The sequence below is a fragment of the Amycolatopsis sp. NPDC114504 genome (assembly GCF_055633595.1).
In genome coordinates this window covers 322,582-337,480 of record NZ_JBVKDU010000001.1, presented here as the reverse complement: position 1 = coordinate 337,480, position 14,899 = coordinate 322,582, and the positions used below count along the sequence as shown (strand labels likewise).

The following is a 14,899-nucleotide window of genomic DNA, read 5'->3' as shown; positions in this document are numbered from 1 at the left end:
TCCCAGCCGGACCCGTGAGGACAACCACTGGCGTGCGATCTCAACCGGACGGCCTATTGCCGGCCGCCGGACGGCCCTGTCGTGGGCACTGCCACGCGCTCTGGGTGACGGTTCGGGAGAACCGGGGGAGAGGGGAGCCCGGTTCTCCCGCGAGCCTCAGTCCAGCATGGAGTTCTTCGTCTCCGGGGCCCACTTCACCGACACCACGAGCCCCACGACTAGGACCAGTGTCAGGATCAGCATCGTCGGGGAGAAGCCAATCCCGTCCAGTGCCAGCGGGAGCAGGAACGTGCCGATCGCCGAGCCCACGCGGCTCAACCCGTTCAGCAGGCCCACGCCCGAACTGCGCAGGTCCGTGGGGAACAGCTCCGGCGGGTACACCTGGTCGAGGTTGACCGCCGCCGACATGGTGAACGTGAAGACCAGGAACAGCGGGAACAGCAGCGCCGTCGGGGCGTCCGGCCAGAGCGCCATCGGGGCCATCGTCGCGATCAGCACCACGAACGACCAGATCGTCAGGCCGCGGCGGGTCATCTTCGCCACCAGCCACAGGCCGCCGAAGCTGCCCAGCAGCAGGAACAGGTTCAGTACCCCGTCGCTGGTCGTGTCCTCCTCGCCGATGCCGATCTTGAGCAGCACCAGCGGCAGGAACGTGTAGATCGCGAAGTACGGGATCACCTGCGCGTTGTAGAAGATCGCGCCGAACGCCGTGGCGCGGCGGTACCGCTTGCCGAACAGCTCGCGGTAGCGCGCCCGCCGCTCCGGGCGGTGGGTGGCCACCAGCCGCTCGAACGCGGCTTCGTCGCCGCGCAGCCGGCGCACCACCGCGCGGGCCTGGTCGAGGCGGCCCTGCGTGAGCAGCCAGCGCGGCGACTCCGGGACGCCGATGCGCAGCAGCACCACGGCGATCGCCGGGACGCAGCTCGTCGCGAGCAGCCAGCGCCACGAGTCGCCGCCCAGGGAAACCAGGTAGTTGCCCAGGAAGAACGCCGCGACGTAACCCACGGTCCACAGCACCGTCAGGGATGCCAGCAGCCCCCCGCGGTACTTGCGCGGGACGAACTCCGCGACGAGCGTCGGCCCCAGCGCGTAGTCGGCGCCGATGCCTATCCCGATCAAGAGCCGCAGGATGAACAGCTGCACGGGATCCTGCACGAAGAACTCCGCGGCCGACGCGACGGCGATCAGCAGGAAGTCCAAAGTGTACAGTCGCTGGCGGCCGATCTTGTCCGCCGCCCAGCCGACGAGCACGCTGCCGAGGAAGATCCCGATCAGCGCCGACGCGCCGAGCAGTCCTTCCCACACCGCGCCGAAACCGAGCGAGGAGGCGATCACCGGCAGGGCGATGCTGATGATGCCCAGCTCGTAGCCGTCGGAGTAGTTGGCGCAGAACGTCAGCGCCGTGATGCGCAGGTGGAACCGGTTGAGGGGGACGTCGTCAAAGGCCGTGTCCGCTTCACTCGGGGAGGAAGAGGTCGTGCTCTGCGGCATAGTCTTCGAAGCCTTCCAGTCGTTGCCGGGCCGTGGCGCCGGCCGCGTCGGCCATCGCCTCGACCAGCGCCACGGTCAGCGAGACCACCGCGGCGTGGGAGTCGAACACGAACTCCGACGCGACACCCGCGCTCAGCACGTCGTCGGCGAGGGGGGTGAGCGCCGTGACGGGCCGGTCCGTGATCAGCAGGGTGCGCAGGCCCAGCGCGCGGGCCTGCTCGAGCGCGGCGGCGCTTTCCCGCGGGTAGCGGGGGAGCGCGACCAGGACCAGCGTCCGGGCGCCGCACCGGTGGGCGTGGCGCAGGGAGTCGCCGAAGACGCTGCCGGAGTCGGTCAGCAGCCGGACGTCCGGGTGGATCTTCGTGGCCAGGTAAGCGAAGGAGGCTGCCTGCGCCGACGAGACGCGGTAGCCCGTCACGACGAGCGGGACGGACTCCATCAGCCCCGCCGCGAGCGTCCGCAGCCGGGTGTCGTCGGCCAGCTGCGTCCGCAACGCGCCGAGGTTGCGGAGATCGGCGTCGATCGCGTCCTGGAACTTGTTGCCGCCGCACTCCGGCTCGGGCTCGGCCGCGGCTTCGCGCAGGTAGCGGCGGAACCCGGCATAGCCGTCGAAACCGAGCAACGCGACGAACCGGGTGACCGATGGCTGGCTGACCTGCGCGTACTCGGCGAGCTCGGCGCTGGTGAGCGCCACGGCCTCGGCCGCGTGGTCGGCGAGGTAGCTGGCGATGCGCCGCTGCGCCGGGGTCAGCCGGTGGGCGGTGAGCAGCTCGTGCAGCGACCGGGACACTCGGGCCTCCGTCCTTGTGTGAATGAGTAGTTTCATGTCACCTTAGGAATGAATGAAAACTTGTCAAGAGAGGTGGCGATGACCGACACCAACCGCATCGAGATCAGCGGGACCGGCCTGCGGTGCGCCGACGTGGTGCGCGTGGCCCGGCGCAGCGCGTCGACGGAGCTCGGCGCCGACGCGGTGAAGCGGGCGGAGGCGGGCTACCAGCTGGCCGTGGAGCTGGGCGCCAAGCGCGCGGTCTACGGCCGCACGACCGGGGTCGGCGCCAACCGGCACACCGTCGTCGACCCGGAGTCGGCCGACCACCACGGCCTGCGCCTGCTGCGCAGCCACGCGGGCGGGACCGGCGAGCCGCTGCCCGACGACGCCGTGCGCGCGGTGATGGCCATCCGCCTCAACCAGCTCGCCGCCGGCGGCAGTGGCGTGCACCCGCGGCTGCTGGAGGTGCTGCAGACGGCGTTGCGCGTCGGCGCGCTCCCGCACGTCCACTCGCGCGGCGCCATCGGCACCGGCGACCTCGCCCAGCTCGCGGAGATCGCCCTGACCCTGGCGGGGGAGCTGCCGTGGGCGGCGGGCGACCTCGACCCGGTCGCGATCAGCCCGGGCGACGCGCTCGCGTTCATCTCCAGCAACGCCGCCACCCTCGGCGAGGCCGTGCTCGCCTGGCACGACCTGAGCCGGCTGCTCGCCGCGAGCCACGTCGTCACGGCGCTGACGTTCTGCGCGCTCGGTGGCTCGGCCGAGGCGTACTCGGAACGCGTCCACGCCGCCCGCCCGCACCCGGGCGCCGTCCGGTGCGCGGCCGAACTGCGCCGCCTGCTCACCGCCGCCGGCGACCTGCCGGAGGGTCGCCGGCTGCAGGACCCGTTCGGGCTGCGCGCGTTCCCGCAGGTGCAGGGCCCGGCGCTGGACGCCGCGGCCGCCGTCGAACGCGTCCTGGCCATCGACATCAACGCCGCCGCGGAGAACCCGCTGATCGACGTCGAGACCGAGCAGGCCTACCACCACGGCCAGTTCTCCACCGCGTACGTCGCGCTGGCGTTCGACCAGCTGCGCGCGGCCCTGCACCACGTCGCGGAGCTGTCCACCGCGCGCCTCGGCGACCTGGTGGAGCCCGACCTGAGCGGGCTGCCGCCGTTCCTCGCCGAGGGGCCGGCGGGCAGCTCGGGGATCATGATCCTGGAGTACGTCGCGCACGACGCGCTGGGCACGCTGCGGCACGCGGCCTCGCCGGTCACTCTCGGCACGGCCGTGATCTCCCGCGGGCTGGAGGACCACGCGAGCTTCTCCACGCACGCCGTCCGCAGCACGGTCGCCGCCACCGCCGCGTACCGGACGGTGCTGGCGTGCGAGCTGCTCGGCGCGGTGCGCGCGCTGCGGCTGTCCGGCGCGCCGCTGCCGGACACCCCGCTACGGGAGGCGTTCCGCCTCGCCGACGGGGGCCTGCCGCACATCCCGGAGGACCACCCGCTCAGCGCGGAGATCAAGCAGTCCGAGCGCTTGCTGGACCGCCTCGCCGTGCTCTGACAATTGCGACAGCCGGCGCAGATCGCCACCCACGGTTGCGCTTATCGGGTAGTCGTCACCCGATCGTGTAAACCTCCACGGCCTCTCGTGCGCTTGAGAGGTAGGCGTCCGCGAGGGGCGTACGCCGAAAGCGTGGGGGTGAGCATGGGATTCATCACCGGTCGTGAAGAACTTCCGATCAGCGAAGCCGAAGTGCCCGAAGGCTACCGACGGGCGAACGAAATGCCGGCGGCCGCCGCGGCGGCGGTCTCGGCGGCCGACCCGCACCAGCGGTGGAGCCGGTTCGTCGGCGGTGGCGACGGCATCCTCTACGGCGTCCAGGCGGACGGGGCGCTGTACTGGTTCCGGCACAAGGGCTGGTCCACCGCCGCGTTCGACTGGGCGGGCGGCGGCTTCGGGGTGCAGATCGGCTCCGGGTGGCAGGACTTCGTCACGGTGCTCGGCGACACCGGCGGCGTCCTCTACGGCGTTCGCGGGGACGGGACCGTGCTGTACTACCAGCGGATCGTCACCGACCTGGAGACCGGCGCGGGCTCCTGGGCCAACGGCGGCACCGGCGTCGTCGTCGGGACCGGGTTCGACGCCTACCCGCGGATCTTCGGCGGCCCGGGCGGGGTCATCTGGTGCGTCGACGCCGACGGCGTCCTCCACCGGTCGCGGCGGATCAACGGCACCTTCGAGACGCCCGAGGCGCTCGGCGGCGGGTTCAACGTCGCGCGTTACCTGTTCGCCGACACGGGGAACGTCATCTACGCCGTCGGCGGCACCGGCGCGCTCACCTGGTTCCGCTACCGCGACGGCGAGGGCTGGGCGAACGACGGGTCGCCCATCGTGATCGGCGACAGCGACTGGTTCGAGCTCATCCGCCGGGACCTGTTCACCGGCGTCGCCAACGGCGCCATCTACCTCGTCCGGATCGACCACTCGACCGTGCCGGGTGACGACGGCGACCTCATCGAGCTGCGGATGACCAACTTCCAGACCGTCGACATCGACGGCGGGGCGCAGTGGATCAACAACTCGACCGGCCAGCTGGTCGGCCAGGGCTTCACCATCGAGCGCAGCGCCGGGCTGCAGGGGTACGCGCAGCGGCAGAGCGTGCCCGCCGGCGGCCGGGTGTCCATCGCGCTGTCGACGGCGTTCGGCTCGGTCACCGCGCAGCTCGTGCGCGTGGTGCCCGGCGGGGACACGCCCACGGCCGTCACCGGCACGACGACCGTCACCGGCGGGATCCAGGCGCTGCCGTCGAACTACCGCTCGGCCGGGTGCGGCTGGGCCGAGCGCTACGGCGTCGCCATCCCCGCCGGCTGGCCGTCCGGGGTGTACTCGGCCCGGTTCACCGGGCCGTTCGGCCGGGTGCAGCACATCCCGTTCGTGGTGCGGCCGGCGGCACCCGCGCAGAAGATCGCGGTGGTCCTGCCGACCAACACCTACCACGCCTACAACGGCTGGGGCGGGCACGACCAGTACTCCGAAGGCCAGCCCGGCGTCCGGCGCGTGATCTCGTTCCTGCGGCCCAGCTACGACTGGCTGATCGCGCCGAAGGGGCAGTACGACAACGAGCTGTGGAGCGACCTGGAACTGCTGCGATGGCTCAGCGGCGAGCAGATCGGGTTCGACTGCTACACCGACCGCGACCTGCACACCGGCGGCTGGCTCTCGTCGTACAGCGCGATCGTGCTCGGCGCGCACCCCGAGTACTTCTCGATGACCATGCGCACCAACCTGGCGAACTACATCGCGGCGGGCGGCAGCGTCATCGCCATGGGCGGCAACCAGATCTACGAGCGGGCCGAGTTCAACACCGACGGCACCAAGCTGACGTTCCGCGCCGCGGACGGCAGCCGCGACCTGTTCCTCGACCACTACGACCTGCCGGAGTCGCAGCTGCTCGGCGTCAACTTCGAGTACGAGGGCTGGATGACGTTCGCGCCGTACGAGGTGCTGCACGACCACCCGTTGCTGGCCGGCACGGGCCTGTCGGTGGGCGACGAGTTCGGCGCGGACGGCCGCAACGGCGCGGCGAGCGCGTGGGAGTTCGACACCCTGCAGGGCTTCGACGGCGAGGTGCCGCCGTCCGCGGTCATCGCGCAGGGCACGAACCCGACCGACCGGGCGGGCGCGGCCATGGTCTGCAAGGAACTCCCGGGCGGCGGCTTCGTGTTCAGCACGTCGTCGCTGACGTTCAACGGCGCGATCCGGGTGGACCCGGCGGTGCAGCAGCTGCTGCGGAACGTCTTCGCCCGGGCGGTGGCCCGGCCGGCACCGGGCGCGTGACCGGTGCGGGGCGGTCCGGCTCGCCGGACCACCCCGGCCGCCCGCTAGGTCGGCGGCGGGCCGACGGTGGCGGCGCGGCGGTAGTCGCGAAGGATCTTGAAGTTCTTCATCCGGGCAGGACGTGCTCGACGCGGGCACGGACCTTGCGGTGAGTCTCGGCGATGCCGGAGGGGCTGCGACGCTGTGATCACCTGCACCACACCGACAGGATCAACCACTGGACCAGACAGCCCGACACCGTGTTACGAGACATCCCTTAGGTCGGCGGCGGGACGACGGCGGCGGTGCGGGTCTTGAGCAGGCTCGCGACCACCGCCGTCGCGAGGATCAGGCCGACCACGCCCAGCGAAAGCGCCGTCGGGATCTTCCAGATCTCCAGCAGCAGCATCTTCGCGCCGACCCAGACCAGGACCAGCGCCAGGCCGAGCTTGAGGTAGACGAAGCGGTGCATGAGGTCGGCGAGCAGGAAGTACAGGGCGCGCAGGCCGAGGATGGCGAACGCGTTCGAGGTGAACACCAGGAACGGTTCCTGCGTCACGGCGAAGATCGCCGGGATCGAGTCGACCGCGAAGACGACGTCGGTCACCTCGATCAGCACCAGCACCGCCAGCAGCGGCGTCGCCACCCAGCGGCCCGCCTCGCGGACGAGGAACTTCTTGCCGTGGTGGACATCCGTCGACGGGACGAGCCGGCGGAACGCGCGCAGGACGACGTTCTGCTCGTAGTCCACCGTCTCCGAGCGGTGCAGCGCCATCCGGATGCCCGTCAGGACGAGGAAAGCGCCGAACACGTACAGGATCCAGGCGAAGCTCGCCAGCAGGGCCGAGCCGGCCGCGATGAACACCGCCCGGAAGACCAGTGCGCCGATGACGCCGTAGAACAGGATGCGGTGCTGGTGTTCGCGGGGCACGGCGAAGTAGCCGAAGATGATCGCGAACACGAAGACGTTGTCGACGGCCAGGGACTTCTCGATCACGTAGCCGGCGAAGTACTGGCCTGCGAGCTCCGCGCCCCAGACCCACCACACGACGGCGCCGAACGCGACGCCCAGCGCGACCCACACACCCGACCAGGTCAGGGCTTCGCGGACGCCGACGACGTGTGCCTTGCGGTGGGCGAAGAGGTCGACGGCCAGCATCAGCAGGATGACGCCCAGCACGGCGGCCCAGGCCCAGAAGGGGACAGTCACAGCACACTCCTCCGGTTCGGTCGCGAACCGGAGGTCTCCCCGACCACCCGAAGGTGGTGCCGGCACCGGGTCTGCGCAGTGGCAGCCGGATTGACGATGCCGGACCGGGCGGGTACTCCCCTCCGTCTCCTCCAGAATGACGAACTGTGCTTCGTCTGTCAAGTGTGGACGGCTATGCTGCCCCCATGGCCGGCTGGACGTTCCTGAGCAACCACGCGCACGTCCTGCTGTGCCTGGCGGAGGACCCGGACCACAAGCTGCACGACATCGCCGAGCGCGTCGGCATCACCGAGCGTGGCGTCCAGCTGATCCTCGCGGACCTGATCGCGGACGGCTACGTCGAGCGCGAGCGCGTCGGCCGGCGCAACCACTACACGATCCACCCGGAAAGCCGCCTGCGTCACCCGCTGGAGGCCCACCACCGGGTGGCGGAGCTGGTCGAGGCCCTGGGCCCGGAACGTCACCGGACGAACGGCCGGCCGCCGGTTGACCACTGATCACCCGCGGGTACACCCTGGTCGGGGAAGGTGATGACGATGGCCGGAACGGAAGAACCGCTCGAGCCCCAGGGACACGCGGCCGGCGTCCCGTACGACTGGCGGCCGCCCACCGCGAGCCGGTTGCGGGCCCGCGTCTGGAACCCCGGCGACCGGCGGCTCTGGACCCCGAAGGCCTTCGGCTGGGGGTACGACCTGAACTTCTACTGGGTCGTCCATCCGCGACGCTACCTGCGTGCGAAGCGGCGCTAAGATTCCGTAAATTCGCGTGAACTCCTCCGCGCCCCGGCGCGAAAACCGGCGTCCGGCCGGAGCGGGCCAGTAGGGTCCGGCGTGCCCGGCGCCGAGGAGGAGCACGTGAACGGGAAGACCACCACGGCGGACACCGTCCGCCTGGGCCTGGTGATCGGCGCGCTCGGCGTCGTGTTCGGGGACATCGGCACCAGCCCGATCTACACGCTGCAGACCGTGTTCAGCCCCAGCGACCCGCACCCGGTCCCGGTGAGCGCGGACAACGTGTTCGGCGTGGTGTCGCTGATCTTCTGGTCGGTGATGATCATCGTGACCGTCACCTACGTGCTGCTGGCCATGCGCGCCGACAACGACGGCGAGGGCGGCATCATGGCCCTCATCACCCAGCTGCGGCGCGTGCGCGAGCCGAGCGGGCGCCGGACCGCGCTGGTGCTGGCCGGGCTCGGCATCTTCGGCGCCGCCCTGTTCTTCGGCGACAGCATGATCACCCCGGCGATCTCGGTGCTGTCGGCGGTCGAGGGCCTCAAGCTCGTCTCGGACGACCTCGACGCCTGGATCGTGCCGATCACCGCCGTGATCATCATCGGCCTGTTCCTGGTGCAGCGGCGCGGCACCGCGGCGGTCGGGCGGGCGTTCGGGCCCGTCATGATCGCCTGGTTCGGGGTGGTCGGCGCGTGCGGGATCGCCGGGATCGCCGGGCACCCGGAAATCCTGAAGGCGCTCTCGCCGACGTACGCGATCGGGTTCATGGCCGGGCACTTCGGCATCGCGTTCTTCGCGCTGGCGGCGATCGTGCTGTCGGTGACCGGCGCCGAAGCGCTGTACGCCGACATGGGTCACTTCGGCCGGCGCGCGATCACCCGGGGCTGGTTGTTCCTGGTCCTGCCCGCCTGCGTGCTCAGCTACCTCGGGCAGGGGGCCCTGATCCTCGAGGACCCGGCGAACGTCAGCAGCCCGTTCTTCCTGCTCGTGCCGAGCTGGGGCCGGCTGCCGATGGTGGTGCTGGCGACGGCGGCGACGGTGATCGCGTCGCAGGCGGTCATCACCGGCGCGTACTCGGTCGCCGCGCAGGCCGCCCAGCTCGGCTACCTGCCCCGGCTGCGGATCGCGCACACGTCGGAGACCGAGCGGGGCCAGATCTACGTCCCGTGGATCAACTGGCTGCTCCTGGTTTCGGTGCTGACGCTGGTCTTCGCGTTCCGCAGCTCGACGGCGCTGGCGTTCGCGTTCGGCATGGCGGTGACCGGCACGATCACCATCACGACGTTGCTGTTCTTCTACGTCGCCCGCACGCGGTGGGGAACGCCGGGCTGGCTGCTCGGCGCCGGCGCGGCCGTCCTGCTGACCGTGGACCTGCTGTTCGTCGCGGCCAACCTGACCAAGCTCGTGCACGGCGCGTGGCTGCCGCTGCTGATCGGCCTCACGGCGTTCACGATCATGACGACGTGGCAGCGCGGCCGCCGGATCGTCACGGCCGAACGCGAACGTCGCGAGGGCCCGCTGCCGGAGTTCATCGAGGAACTGCACGAAACCCCGGTGCAGCGGGTCCCGGGCACGGCGGTGTTCCTCAACCGCGGCGGCCGGACCGCCCCGCTGGCCCTGCGCGCGAACGCCGAGCACAACCACGTCCGGCACGAGCAGGTCGTGATCCTGTCGCTGGAGACCGAGCCGGTACCGCGGGTGCCGGCCGAGGAACGGGTGAGCGTCGCGGACCTCGGGCACGCCCACGACGGCATCGTGTTCGTCACGGCGCGGTACGGCTACATGGAGACCCCGGACGTCCCGGGCGCGCTGGCCCTGCTCGACCCGGCGCAGACCGAAGGCCGCCTGCGGCTGGACGAGGCGTCGTACTTCCTGTCCAAGATCGAGCTCCAGCGCGGCCCCGAGCCGACGATGGCGGCCTGGCGCAAACGCCTGTTCATCGCGACGTCGTACATCACGGCGGACGCGGCGGAGTACTTCGGCCTGCCCCGGGACCGCACGGTGATCATGGGCTCCCACGTCGACGTCTAGAGCAACGGCAACGCCAGCCGGAAGCAGGCGCCTTCGCCGAGGGCCGTCTCCAGTTCGACCTCGCCGCCGTGGGCGCGGGACAAGGACCGCGCGATCGACAGCCCCAGGCCCGCGTCCGCGCCGCCCGTTCGGGTGCGGGATCGGTCGGCCCGGTAGAAGCGGTTGAACACCTTCTCCGCCTGCTCGGCCGTCATACCCGGACCTTCGTCCACCACTTCGAGCACCGCGCGGCCCTCCGCCGTGCCCACGCCGATGCGGACCGGGGTGCCCGGTGGGGTGTGCGCCGCCGCGTTGCCGACCAGGTTGGTGACCACCTGGCGTAGCCGGGCTTCGTCCGCGTCGACCGGGGCCGGGCCCGGTGTTCCGACTCCGCCCGGTCCGGTCAGGGAAACCTCGCGAGAAGGATCGAGCGCCCGGAGGTCGTGGCGGGCGTCGCCGGCCAGGGTGCGCAGGTCCATCGGGGCGCGGTCGAGCTGTTCCTCGGGGGCCTCGTCGAGCTGGGCCAGCAGCAGGAGGTCCTCGGTGAGCGCCGTGAGCCGGGTGGCTTCGCGGTCGATGCGGTGCATCGCTTCGTCCACATCGGACGCTCCGGGCAGCGCCCCCATCCGGTAGAGCTCCGTCGACCCCTTGATGCCGAACAGCGGCGTGCGCAGCTCGTGGCTGACGTCCGCGACGAACGTGCGCATCCGCGCCTCGGACGCCGCCCGGTCGGCGAAGGCCTCCTCCAGCTGCCCGAGCATCGTGTTGAGCGACGCCGCGAGGTGCCCGATCTCCGTGCCGGGCGGTGCGAGGACCGGCACGCGCCGGGTGAGGTCGCCGCCGGCGATCGCGGCCGCCGTGTGCTCGATCCGGCGCAGCGGCCGCAGACCGCGGCCGAGGGCGAACCAGCCGGCCGCGGTCAGCACGACGAGCAACCCCGCGCCGGTGACCAGGCTGCTCACCCGCAGCTGGGCGATCGTGGCGTCGGCGCCGGCGAGCGGGGCGGCCGAAACGACCGTCCCGCCCCAGCGGACGGCCGGCCGCGCGACGGCCCGCCAGCGTTCCGACCCGTCGGCGGCGTCCAGGTCGACGGCCGTCCCGTCGTGGGGGACCGTGCGCAGCGCGTCGAGCGGCGGCAGCGTCGCGCCGGCCACCCGCGAGGAGTGCAGGCCGCCCGCCACTCCGCCACCCGCGTCGAGGTAGACGACGTACGGGGTGCCGAACAGGTCGAGCGCGGGGTCGATCAGGTCCGGCCGCACGACGGGGCTCGCGGCCGGCGGCGGCCCCGCCGCGAGCGAGATGAGCTCGGTCATCGAGCGCAGCTGGCCGTCGAGCCGGTCGAGCTGGAAGCGTTCGAGCTGGTCGGAGACCAGCGCGCTGACGAGGGTCAGGCCGGCCAGCAGGAGGCCCGCGGTGAGCAGCAGCAGCCGGGCCCGCAGCGACAGCCGCCTCACCGCCGGCGCTCCCGCAGCACGTAGCCGACGCCGTGCACGGTGTGGATGAGCTTGGGCTCCTCGGTGTCCACTTTCCGGCGCAGGTAGGAGATGTAGGTGTCGACGATGCTGGCGTCACCGCCGAAGTCGTCGCGCCACACGCGGTCGAGGATCTGCGCCTTGGACACCACCCGGCCGGCGTTCTCCATCAGGTAGCGCAGCAGCCGGAACTCGGTGGCGGACACGCGGACCGGCCGCCCCGCGCGCGTCACCTGATGGCCTTCGGCGTTGAGGGTGAGCGTGCCCACCGCCAGCACGTCGGCCGGGTGCCCCGCGGTCCGGCGGAGGATCGCGCGGATCCGCGCGATCAGCTCCGCCAGGTCGAACGGCTTCGTGACGTAGTCGTCGGCGCCCAGCGAGAGGCCGGTGACCTTGTCGGCCTGCCCGTCCCGCGCGGTGAGGAACAGGACGGGCACCGGCTGGTGCCGCTCGCGCAGCCGCCGGACCACCTCGAAGCCGTCCATGTCCGGCAGCATGACGTCCAGCAGCACCAGGTCCGGCGGCTCCGCGGTGGCCGCGGCGACGGCTTCGCCCGCCGTCGCCGCGGACGTCACCCGGAACCCGGCGAACCGGAGCGCGGCGGAGAGCAGCTCGCGGACGGTGGCTTCGTCGTCGACCACCAGCAGCCGTTCGGCGCTCATCGGTTCCGTGCCCGCGAGGTTTTCCATGCCCGCGAGGATACGGAGATCGCGCTGGCGAGCAGGCTGCCGGCGAACCCGGCGAGTGCGCCGGCGGCGAGCGCGAGCAGCGGGTTCGCGGTGAGCCGCACGTCCAAGACCGGCACCGAGAAGCCGAACGCCGACACCGAGACGTCGGCCGAAACGCGCGAAAGCAGTGTCATGACGACCGCCACGCCACCCGCGACCGCGCTGACGGCCGCCGCCCGGCGCAGCGGGCGACCGCGGCGGAGGACCAGGACGAGGACGGAGGCCAGCAGGAGCGGGCCGGACACCCAGAGCCCGGGCGTGAAGTGCCCGGGCGCCGGCACGCAGGGGAGCGTGGGGTCCACCGTCCACGGCACGCCGAGCCCCAGCAGCGCGGCGCCGGTCACCAGCTGGGGGAGGGCGAGCAGCACCCCGCCGGCGGCCGCGGCACCACCGAACGTCCAGGCGGCGGCCAGGCTCACCACCACGAGCCCGGCCGCCGGCCACCGAACCGCGTGAAAACCCTTCGCGACAGCGGGAAACCGCGTGACGAGCCGGCAAACGCCGACCACCACGAGCGCCCAGACCGCGGCACCCAGCACCGCCGGGCCGACGGCGACAGAGAACCCGGCCTCCAGGTGGCCGGACAACGGAACCCGGGGTCCGGCAGCAACACAGCCTTGCAGTCCGCCGGTGGTTTCCGGCAGCTTTCCCGTTGCCAGAGAAGCGATCGCGGCCACGCCGGCCACAAAGGACACCATCGCCGCGGCGCCGCGGACGAGCAGGCCCTCCTCGCCGCGGCGCAGCAGCAGCCACCCCAGGACCACCGCGCCCGCGAGGGAAACGCCGAGCGGAACCGCCCGCAGGCCGCCGTGCACGGCCACCGGGAGCCCGCCCGCCGGCACCGCCTCGACGTCCACCGTGCCGCCGACGGCCAGCGCGACGACCGCCGTGGTGAACCGGCCGGCACCGAGCAGGGCCAGGCCGGCCGCCGCCACGCCCGCCATGGTCAGCAGCGCGGCGACGGCGGCGACCAAGCCCCGGGACACCTCCCGCATCAGACGTCCCGGCGCCGGAAGACCACGAACGCGGCCGCCAGCACCGCGGCGACGCCGAGGCACATCCCGCCCAGGTTCAGCCAGGGGTGCGGGAAGTCCGGGTCGGGGACCGTCTTGAAGACCGCGGACGCGCCCAGCGTGGGCCAGTAGAAGAAGAGCTCGCGCAGCCACGCCGGGAAGAGGCCGGCGAGGGCGGGCACCAGGAAGACGATCCCGACGAGGGTGGCGAGCGCGCCCGCGGTGGCCCGCATGAGCGTGCCGAGCCCGACCGCGAGCAGTGCGATCGCCGCGAGGTAGAGCCCGCCGCCCGTCACCGCGGAGAGCACCCCGGGATCGCCGAACCCCGCGTGCGGCAGGGACTGCGCGGCCAGGACGGTCTGGCCGAGGAAGAACGCGCCGAACATCAGCACCTGGCCCGCCATCACGGCGACGGCGACGGCCACCACCACCTTGGCCGCCAGCAGCCGGTGCCGCCGCGGCGTGGCGATCAGGGACGTCTGCATCAGCCCGGTCGCGTGCTCGGACGTGACGACCAGGATGCCCAGTACCCCGATGATCAGCTGCGCGACGATGTACGACGTCAGGCTGCGGTTGGTGGGATCCCAGGCCTGCGGGTCCTCGGCGTAGGTCTTCCCGGCGGCGTTCATGGCCAGCGCCGTGATGCCGAGGCCGACCGCGAAGAGGCACGCCAGGGTGTACCAGGTCGAGCGCAGGCTGCGGAGCTTGATCCACTCCGCGCGGACCGAGTGGGCGAAAGTCACGCGCTCGCTCCTTCGTACTCGACGCTGTCCTTGGTCAGCTCCATGAAGGCGTCTTCGAGCGAGACGCGCAGCGGGGTGAGCTCGGCGAGCGGGATCCCGTGGTAGGCGGCGAGCTTGCCGATGTCCGTGCTCGTCATGCCGGAGACGACCAGCGCGGCTTCGGCGCCTTCGCGCACGGTGGCGCCGGCGGTGGTGAGCAGGCGTGTGAAGCCGGGATCGGGCGTCCGGACGAGGACGGTGCCTTCGCCGCGGACGAGCTCGCTCACCGCGGTGTCGGCGACGAGCCGCCCCCGGCCGATGACGACCAGGTGGTCGGCGGTCTGCGCCATCTCGCTCATGAGGTGGCTGGACACCAGCACGGCGCGGCCCTCGCGGGCCAGCGAGCGCATGAAGTCGCGGATCCACCGGATGCCTTCGGGGTCGAGCCCGTTGACCGGCTCGTCGAAGATCAGCACCCGCGGGTCGCCGAGCAGCGCCGCCGCGATGCCGAGGCGCTGGCGCATGCCGAGGGAGAACCCGCCGGCGCGCTTGCCCGCCACGCTGTCCAGCCCGGTCCGGGCGAGCACCTCGCCGACCCGGCGGCGGGGGAGCCCGTTGCTCACCGCGAGGGCCAGCAGGTGGTCCTGCGCCTTCCGGCCACCGTGGACGGCGCCCGCGTCGAGCAGGGCGCCGACCTCGGTCAGCGGCACGGGAAGGTCGCGGTAACGGCGGCCGCCGACGGTGACGGAACCCCGCGTGGGCGCGGCCAGGCCCAGGATCATCTTCATGGTCGTGGACTTGCCGGCCCCGTTCGGGCCGAGGAACCCGGTGACCTGCCCGGGTTCGACGGTGAACGTCAGGTCGTCCACGACGGTGTCGGGGCCGTACCGCTTGGTCAGGCCGCGGATCTCGATGGTCGTCATGGCGGCGAGCCTGGCCCGCCGTC

General features: G+C 72.2%; 13 protein-coding genes. 5 read left to right on the top strand and 8 right to left on the bottom strand.

Annotated features, from left to right (window positions below; all coding sequences use genetic code 11):
* Window positions 1-156: 156 nt before the first annotated feature.
* A complete protein-coding gene (locus ACZ7PG_RS01645) occupies window positions 157-1,491 on the bottom strand; it encodes an MFS transporter (RefSeq protein ID WP_470237153.1) in 1,335 nt (444 codons plus the stop codon).
* Complete coding sequence (locus ACZ7PG_RS01640) at window positions 1,457-2,281, bottom strand: MurR/RpiR family transcriptional regulator (RefSeq protein WP_470237152.1); 825 nt, start codon at window positions 2,279-2,281, stop codon at window positions 1,457-1,459. The genes ACZ7PG_RS01645 and ACZ7PG_RS01640 overlap by 35 nt, the downstream gene beginning before the upstream one ends.
* A 78-nt stretch (window positions 2,282-2,359) precedes the next feature.
* Between ACZ7PG_RS01640 and ACZ7PG_RS01635 the strand changes: the two genes are divergently transcribed.
* Both ACZ7PG_RS01635 and ACZ7PG_RS01630 read left to right on the top strand, forming a co-directional pair.
* On the top strand, window positions 2,360-3,811 hold the full coding sequence (locus ACZ7PG_RS01635) for an aromatic amino acid ammonia-lyase (RefSeq protein ID WP_470237151.1): 1,452 nt from the start codon (window positions 2,360-2,362) through the stop codon (window positions 3,809-3,811).
* A 144-nt stretch (window positions 3,812-3,955) separates the two neighbouring features.
* Complete coding sequence (locus tag ACZ7PG_RS01630; RefSeq protein WP_470237150.1) at window positions 3,956-6,088, top strand: N,N-dimethylformamidase beta subunit family domain-containing protein; 2,133 nt, start codon at window positions 3,956-3,958, stop codon at window positions 6,086-6,088.
* A gap of 256 nt (window positions 6,089-6,344) precedes the next feature.
* Here ACZ7PG_RS01630 and ACZ7PG_RS01625 read toward each other — a convergent pair whose 3' ends face one another.
* On the bottom strand, window positions 6,345-7,277 hold the full coding sequence (locus ACZ7PG_RS01625; protein ID WP_470237149.1) for a TerC family protein: 933 nt from the start codon (window positions 7,275-7,277) through the stop codon (window positions 6,345-6,347).
* Between the two features lie 185 nt (window positions 7,278-7,462).
* Between ACZ7PG_RS01625 and ACZ7PG_RS01620 the strand changes: the two genes are divergently transcribed.
* From ACZ7PG_RS01620 to ACZ7PG_RS01610, 3 genes are all read left to right on the top strand, one after another.
* On the top strand, window positions 7,463-7,774 hold the full coding sequence (locus tag ACZ7PG_RS01620; RefSeq protein WP_470237148.1) for a helix-turn-helix transcriptional regulator: 312 nt from the start codon (window positions 7,463-7,465) through the stop codon (window positions 7,772-7,774).
* A gap of 39 nt (window positions 7,775-7,813) precedes the next feature.
* Window positions 7,814-8,026 (top strand): DUF5808 domain-containing protein, encoded by a 213-nt coding sequence (locus ACZ7PG_RS01615; RefSeq protein ID WP_470237147.1) that lies wholly within the window; start codon window positions 7,814-7,816, stop codon window positions 8,024-8,026.
* 105 nt (window positions 8,027-8,131) lie between these two features.
* The gene (locus tag ACZ7PG_RS01610; protein ID WP_470237146.1) at window positions 8,132-10,039 is read left to right on the top strand and encodes a potassium transporter Kup; all 1,908 of its coding nucleotides are present in this window, start codon (window positions 8,132-8,134) and stop codon (window positions 10,037-10,039) included.
* On the opposite strand, the gene ACZ7PG_RS01605 is transcribed toward ACZ7PG_RS01610, so the two are convergent.
* The 5 genes from ACZ7PG_RS01605 to ACZ7PG_RS01585 are packed head-to-tail and all read right to left on the bottom strand — an operon-like array spanning window position 10,036 to window position 14,876.
* Window positions 10,036-11,472 carry a sensor histidine kinase gene (locus ACZ7PG_RS01605; RefSeq protein WP_470237145.1) on the bottom strand — a complete coding sequence of 479 codons (1,437 nt, stop codon included), beginning with the start codon at window positions 11,470-11,472 and terminating at the stop codon, window positions 10,036-10,038. The two genes, ACZ7PG_RS01610 and ACZ7PG_RS01605, sit on opposite strands and share 4 nt — an antisense overlap.
* Window positions 11,469-12,179 (bottom strand): response regulator transcription factor, encoded by a 711-nt coding sequence (locus ACZ7PG_RS01600; protein WP_470237144.1) that lies wholly within the window; start codon window positions 12,177-12,179, stop codon window positions 11,469-11,471. The genes ACZ7PG_RS01605 and ACZ7PG_RS01600 overlap by 4 nt, the downstream gene beginning before the upstream one ends.
* Window positions 12,149-13,213: a streptophobe family protein gene (locus ACZ7PG_RS01595; RefSeq protein WP_470237143.1), complete on the bottom strand. Its 1,065-nt coding sequence runs from the start codon at window positions 13,211-13,213 to the stop codon at window positions 12,149-12,151. Before ACZ7PG_RS01595 ends, ACZ7PG_RS01600 begins: the two co-directional genes overlap by 31 nt.
* Window positions 13,213-13,974, bottom strand: coding sequence for an ABC transporter permease (locus ACZ7PG_RS01590; protein ID WP_470237142.1), 762 nt, complete (start codon window positions 13,972-13,974; stop codon window positions 13,213-13,215). The genes ACZ7PG_RS01595 and ACZ7PG_RS01590 overlap by 1 nt, the downstream gene beginning before the upstream one ends.
* Window positions 13,971-14,876 carry an ABC transporter ATP-binding protein gene (locus tag ACZ7PG_RS01585; RefSeq protein ID WP_470237141.1) on the bottom strand — a complete coding sequence of 302 codons (906 nt, stop codon included), beginning with the start codon at window positions 14,874-14,876 and terminating at the stop codon, window positions 13,971-13,973. The genes ACZ7PG_RS01590 and ACZ7PG_RS01585 overlap by 4 nt, the downstream gene beginning before the upstream one ends.
* Window positions 14,877-14,899 lie beyond the last annotated feature (23 nt).

Bases quoted from the DNA above. Each gene is read 5' to 3' on its own strand.
- ACZ7PG_RS01595 (WP_470237143.1), bottom strand. From the start codon at position 13,213: ATGCGGGAGGTGTCCCGGGGCTTGGTCGCCGCCGTCGCCGCGCTGCTG.
- ACZ7PG_RS01615 (WP_470237147.1), top strand. From the start codon at position 7,814: ATGGCCGGAACGGAAGAACCGCTCGAGCCCCAGGGACACGCGGCCGGC.
- ACZ7PG_RS01600 (WP_470237144.1), bottom strand. From the start codon at position 12,179: ATGGAAAACCTCGCGGGCACGGAACCGATGAGCGCCGAACGGCTGCTG.
- ACZ7PG_RS01585 (WP_470237141.1), bottom strand. From the start codon at position 14,876: ATGACGACCATCGAGATCCGCGGCCTGACCAAGCGGTACGGCCCCGAC.
- ACZ7PG_RS01635 (WP_470237151.1), top strand. From the start codon at position 2,360: ATGACCGACACCAACCGCATCGAGATCAGCGGGACCGGCCTGCGGTGC.
- ACZ7PG_RS01620 (WP_470237148.1), top strand. From the start codon at position 7,463: ATGGCCGGCTGGACGTTCCTGAGCAACCACGCGCACGTCCTGCTGTGC.
- ACZ7PG_RS01645 (WP_470237153.1), bottom strand. From the start codon at position 1,491: ATGCCGCAGAGCACGACCTCTTCCTCCCCGAGTGAAGCGGACACGGCC.
- ACZ7PG_RS01630 (WP_470237150.1), top strand. From the start codon at position 3,956: ATGGGATTCATCACCGGTCGTGAAGAACTTCCGATCAGCGAAGCCGAA.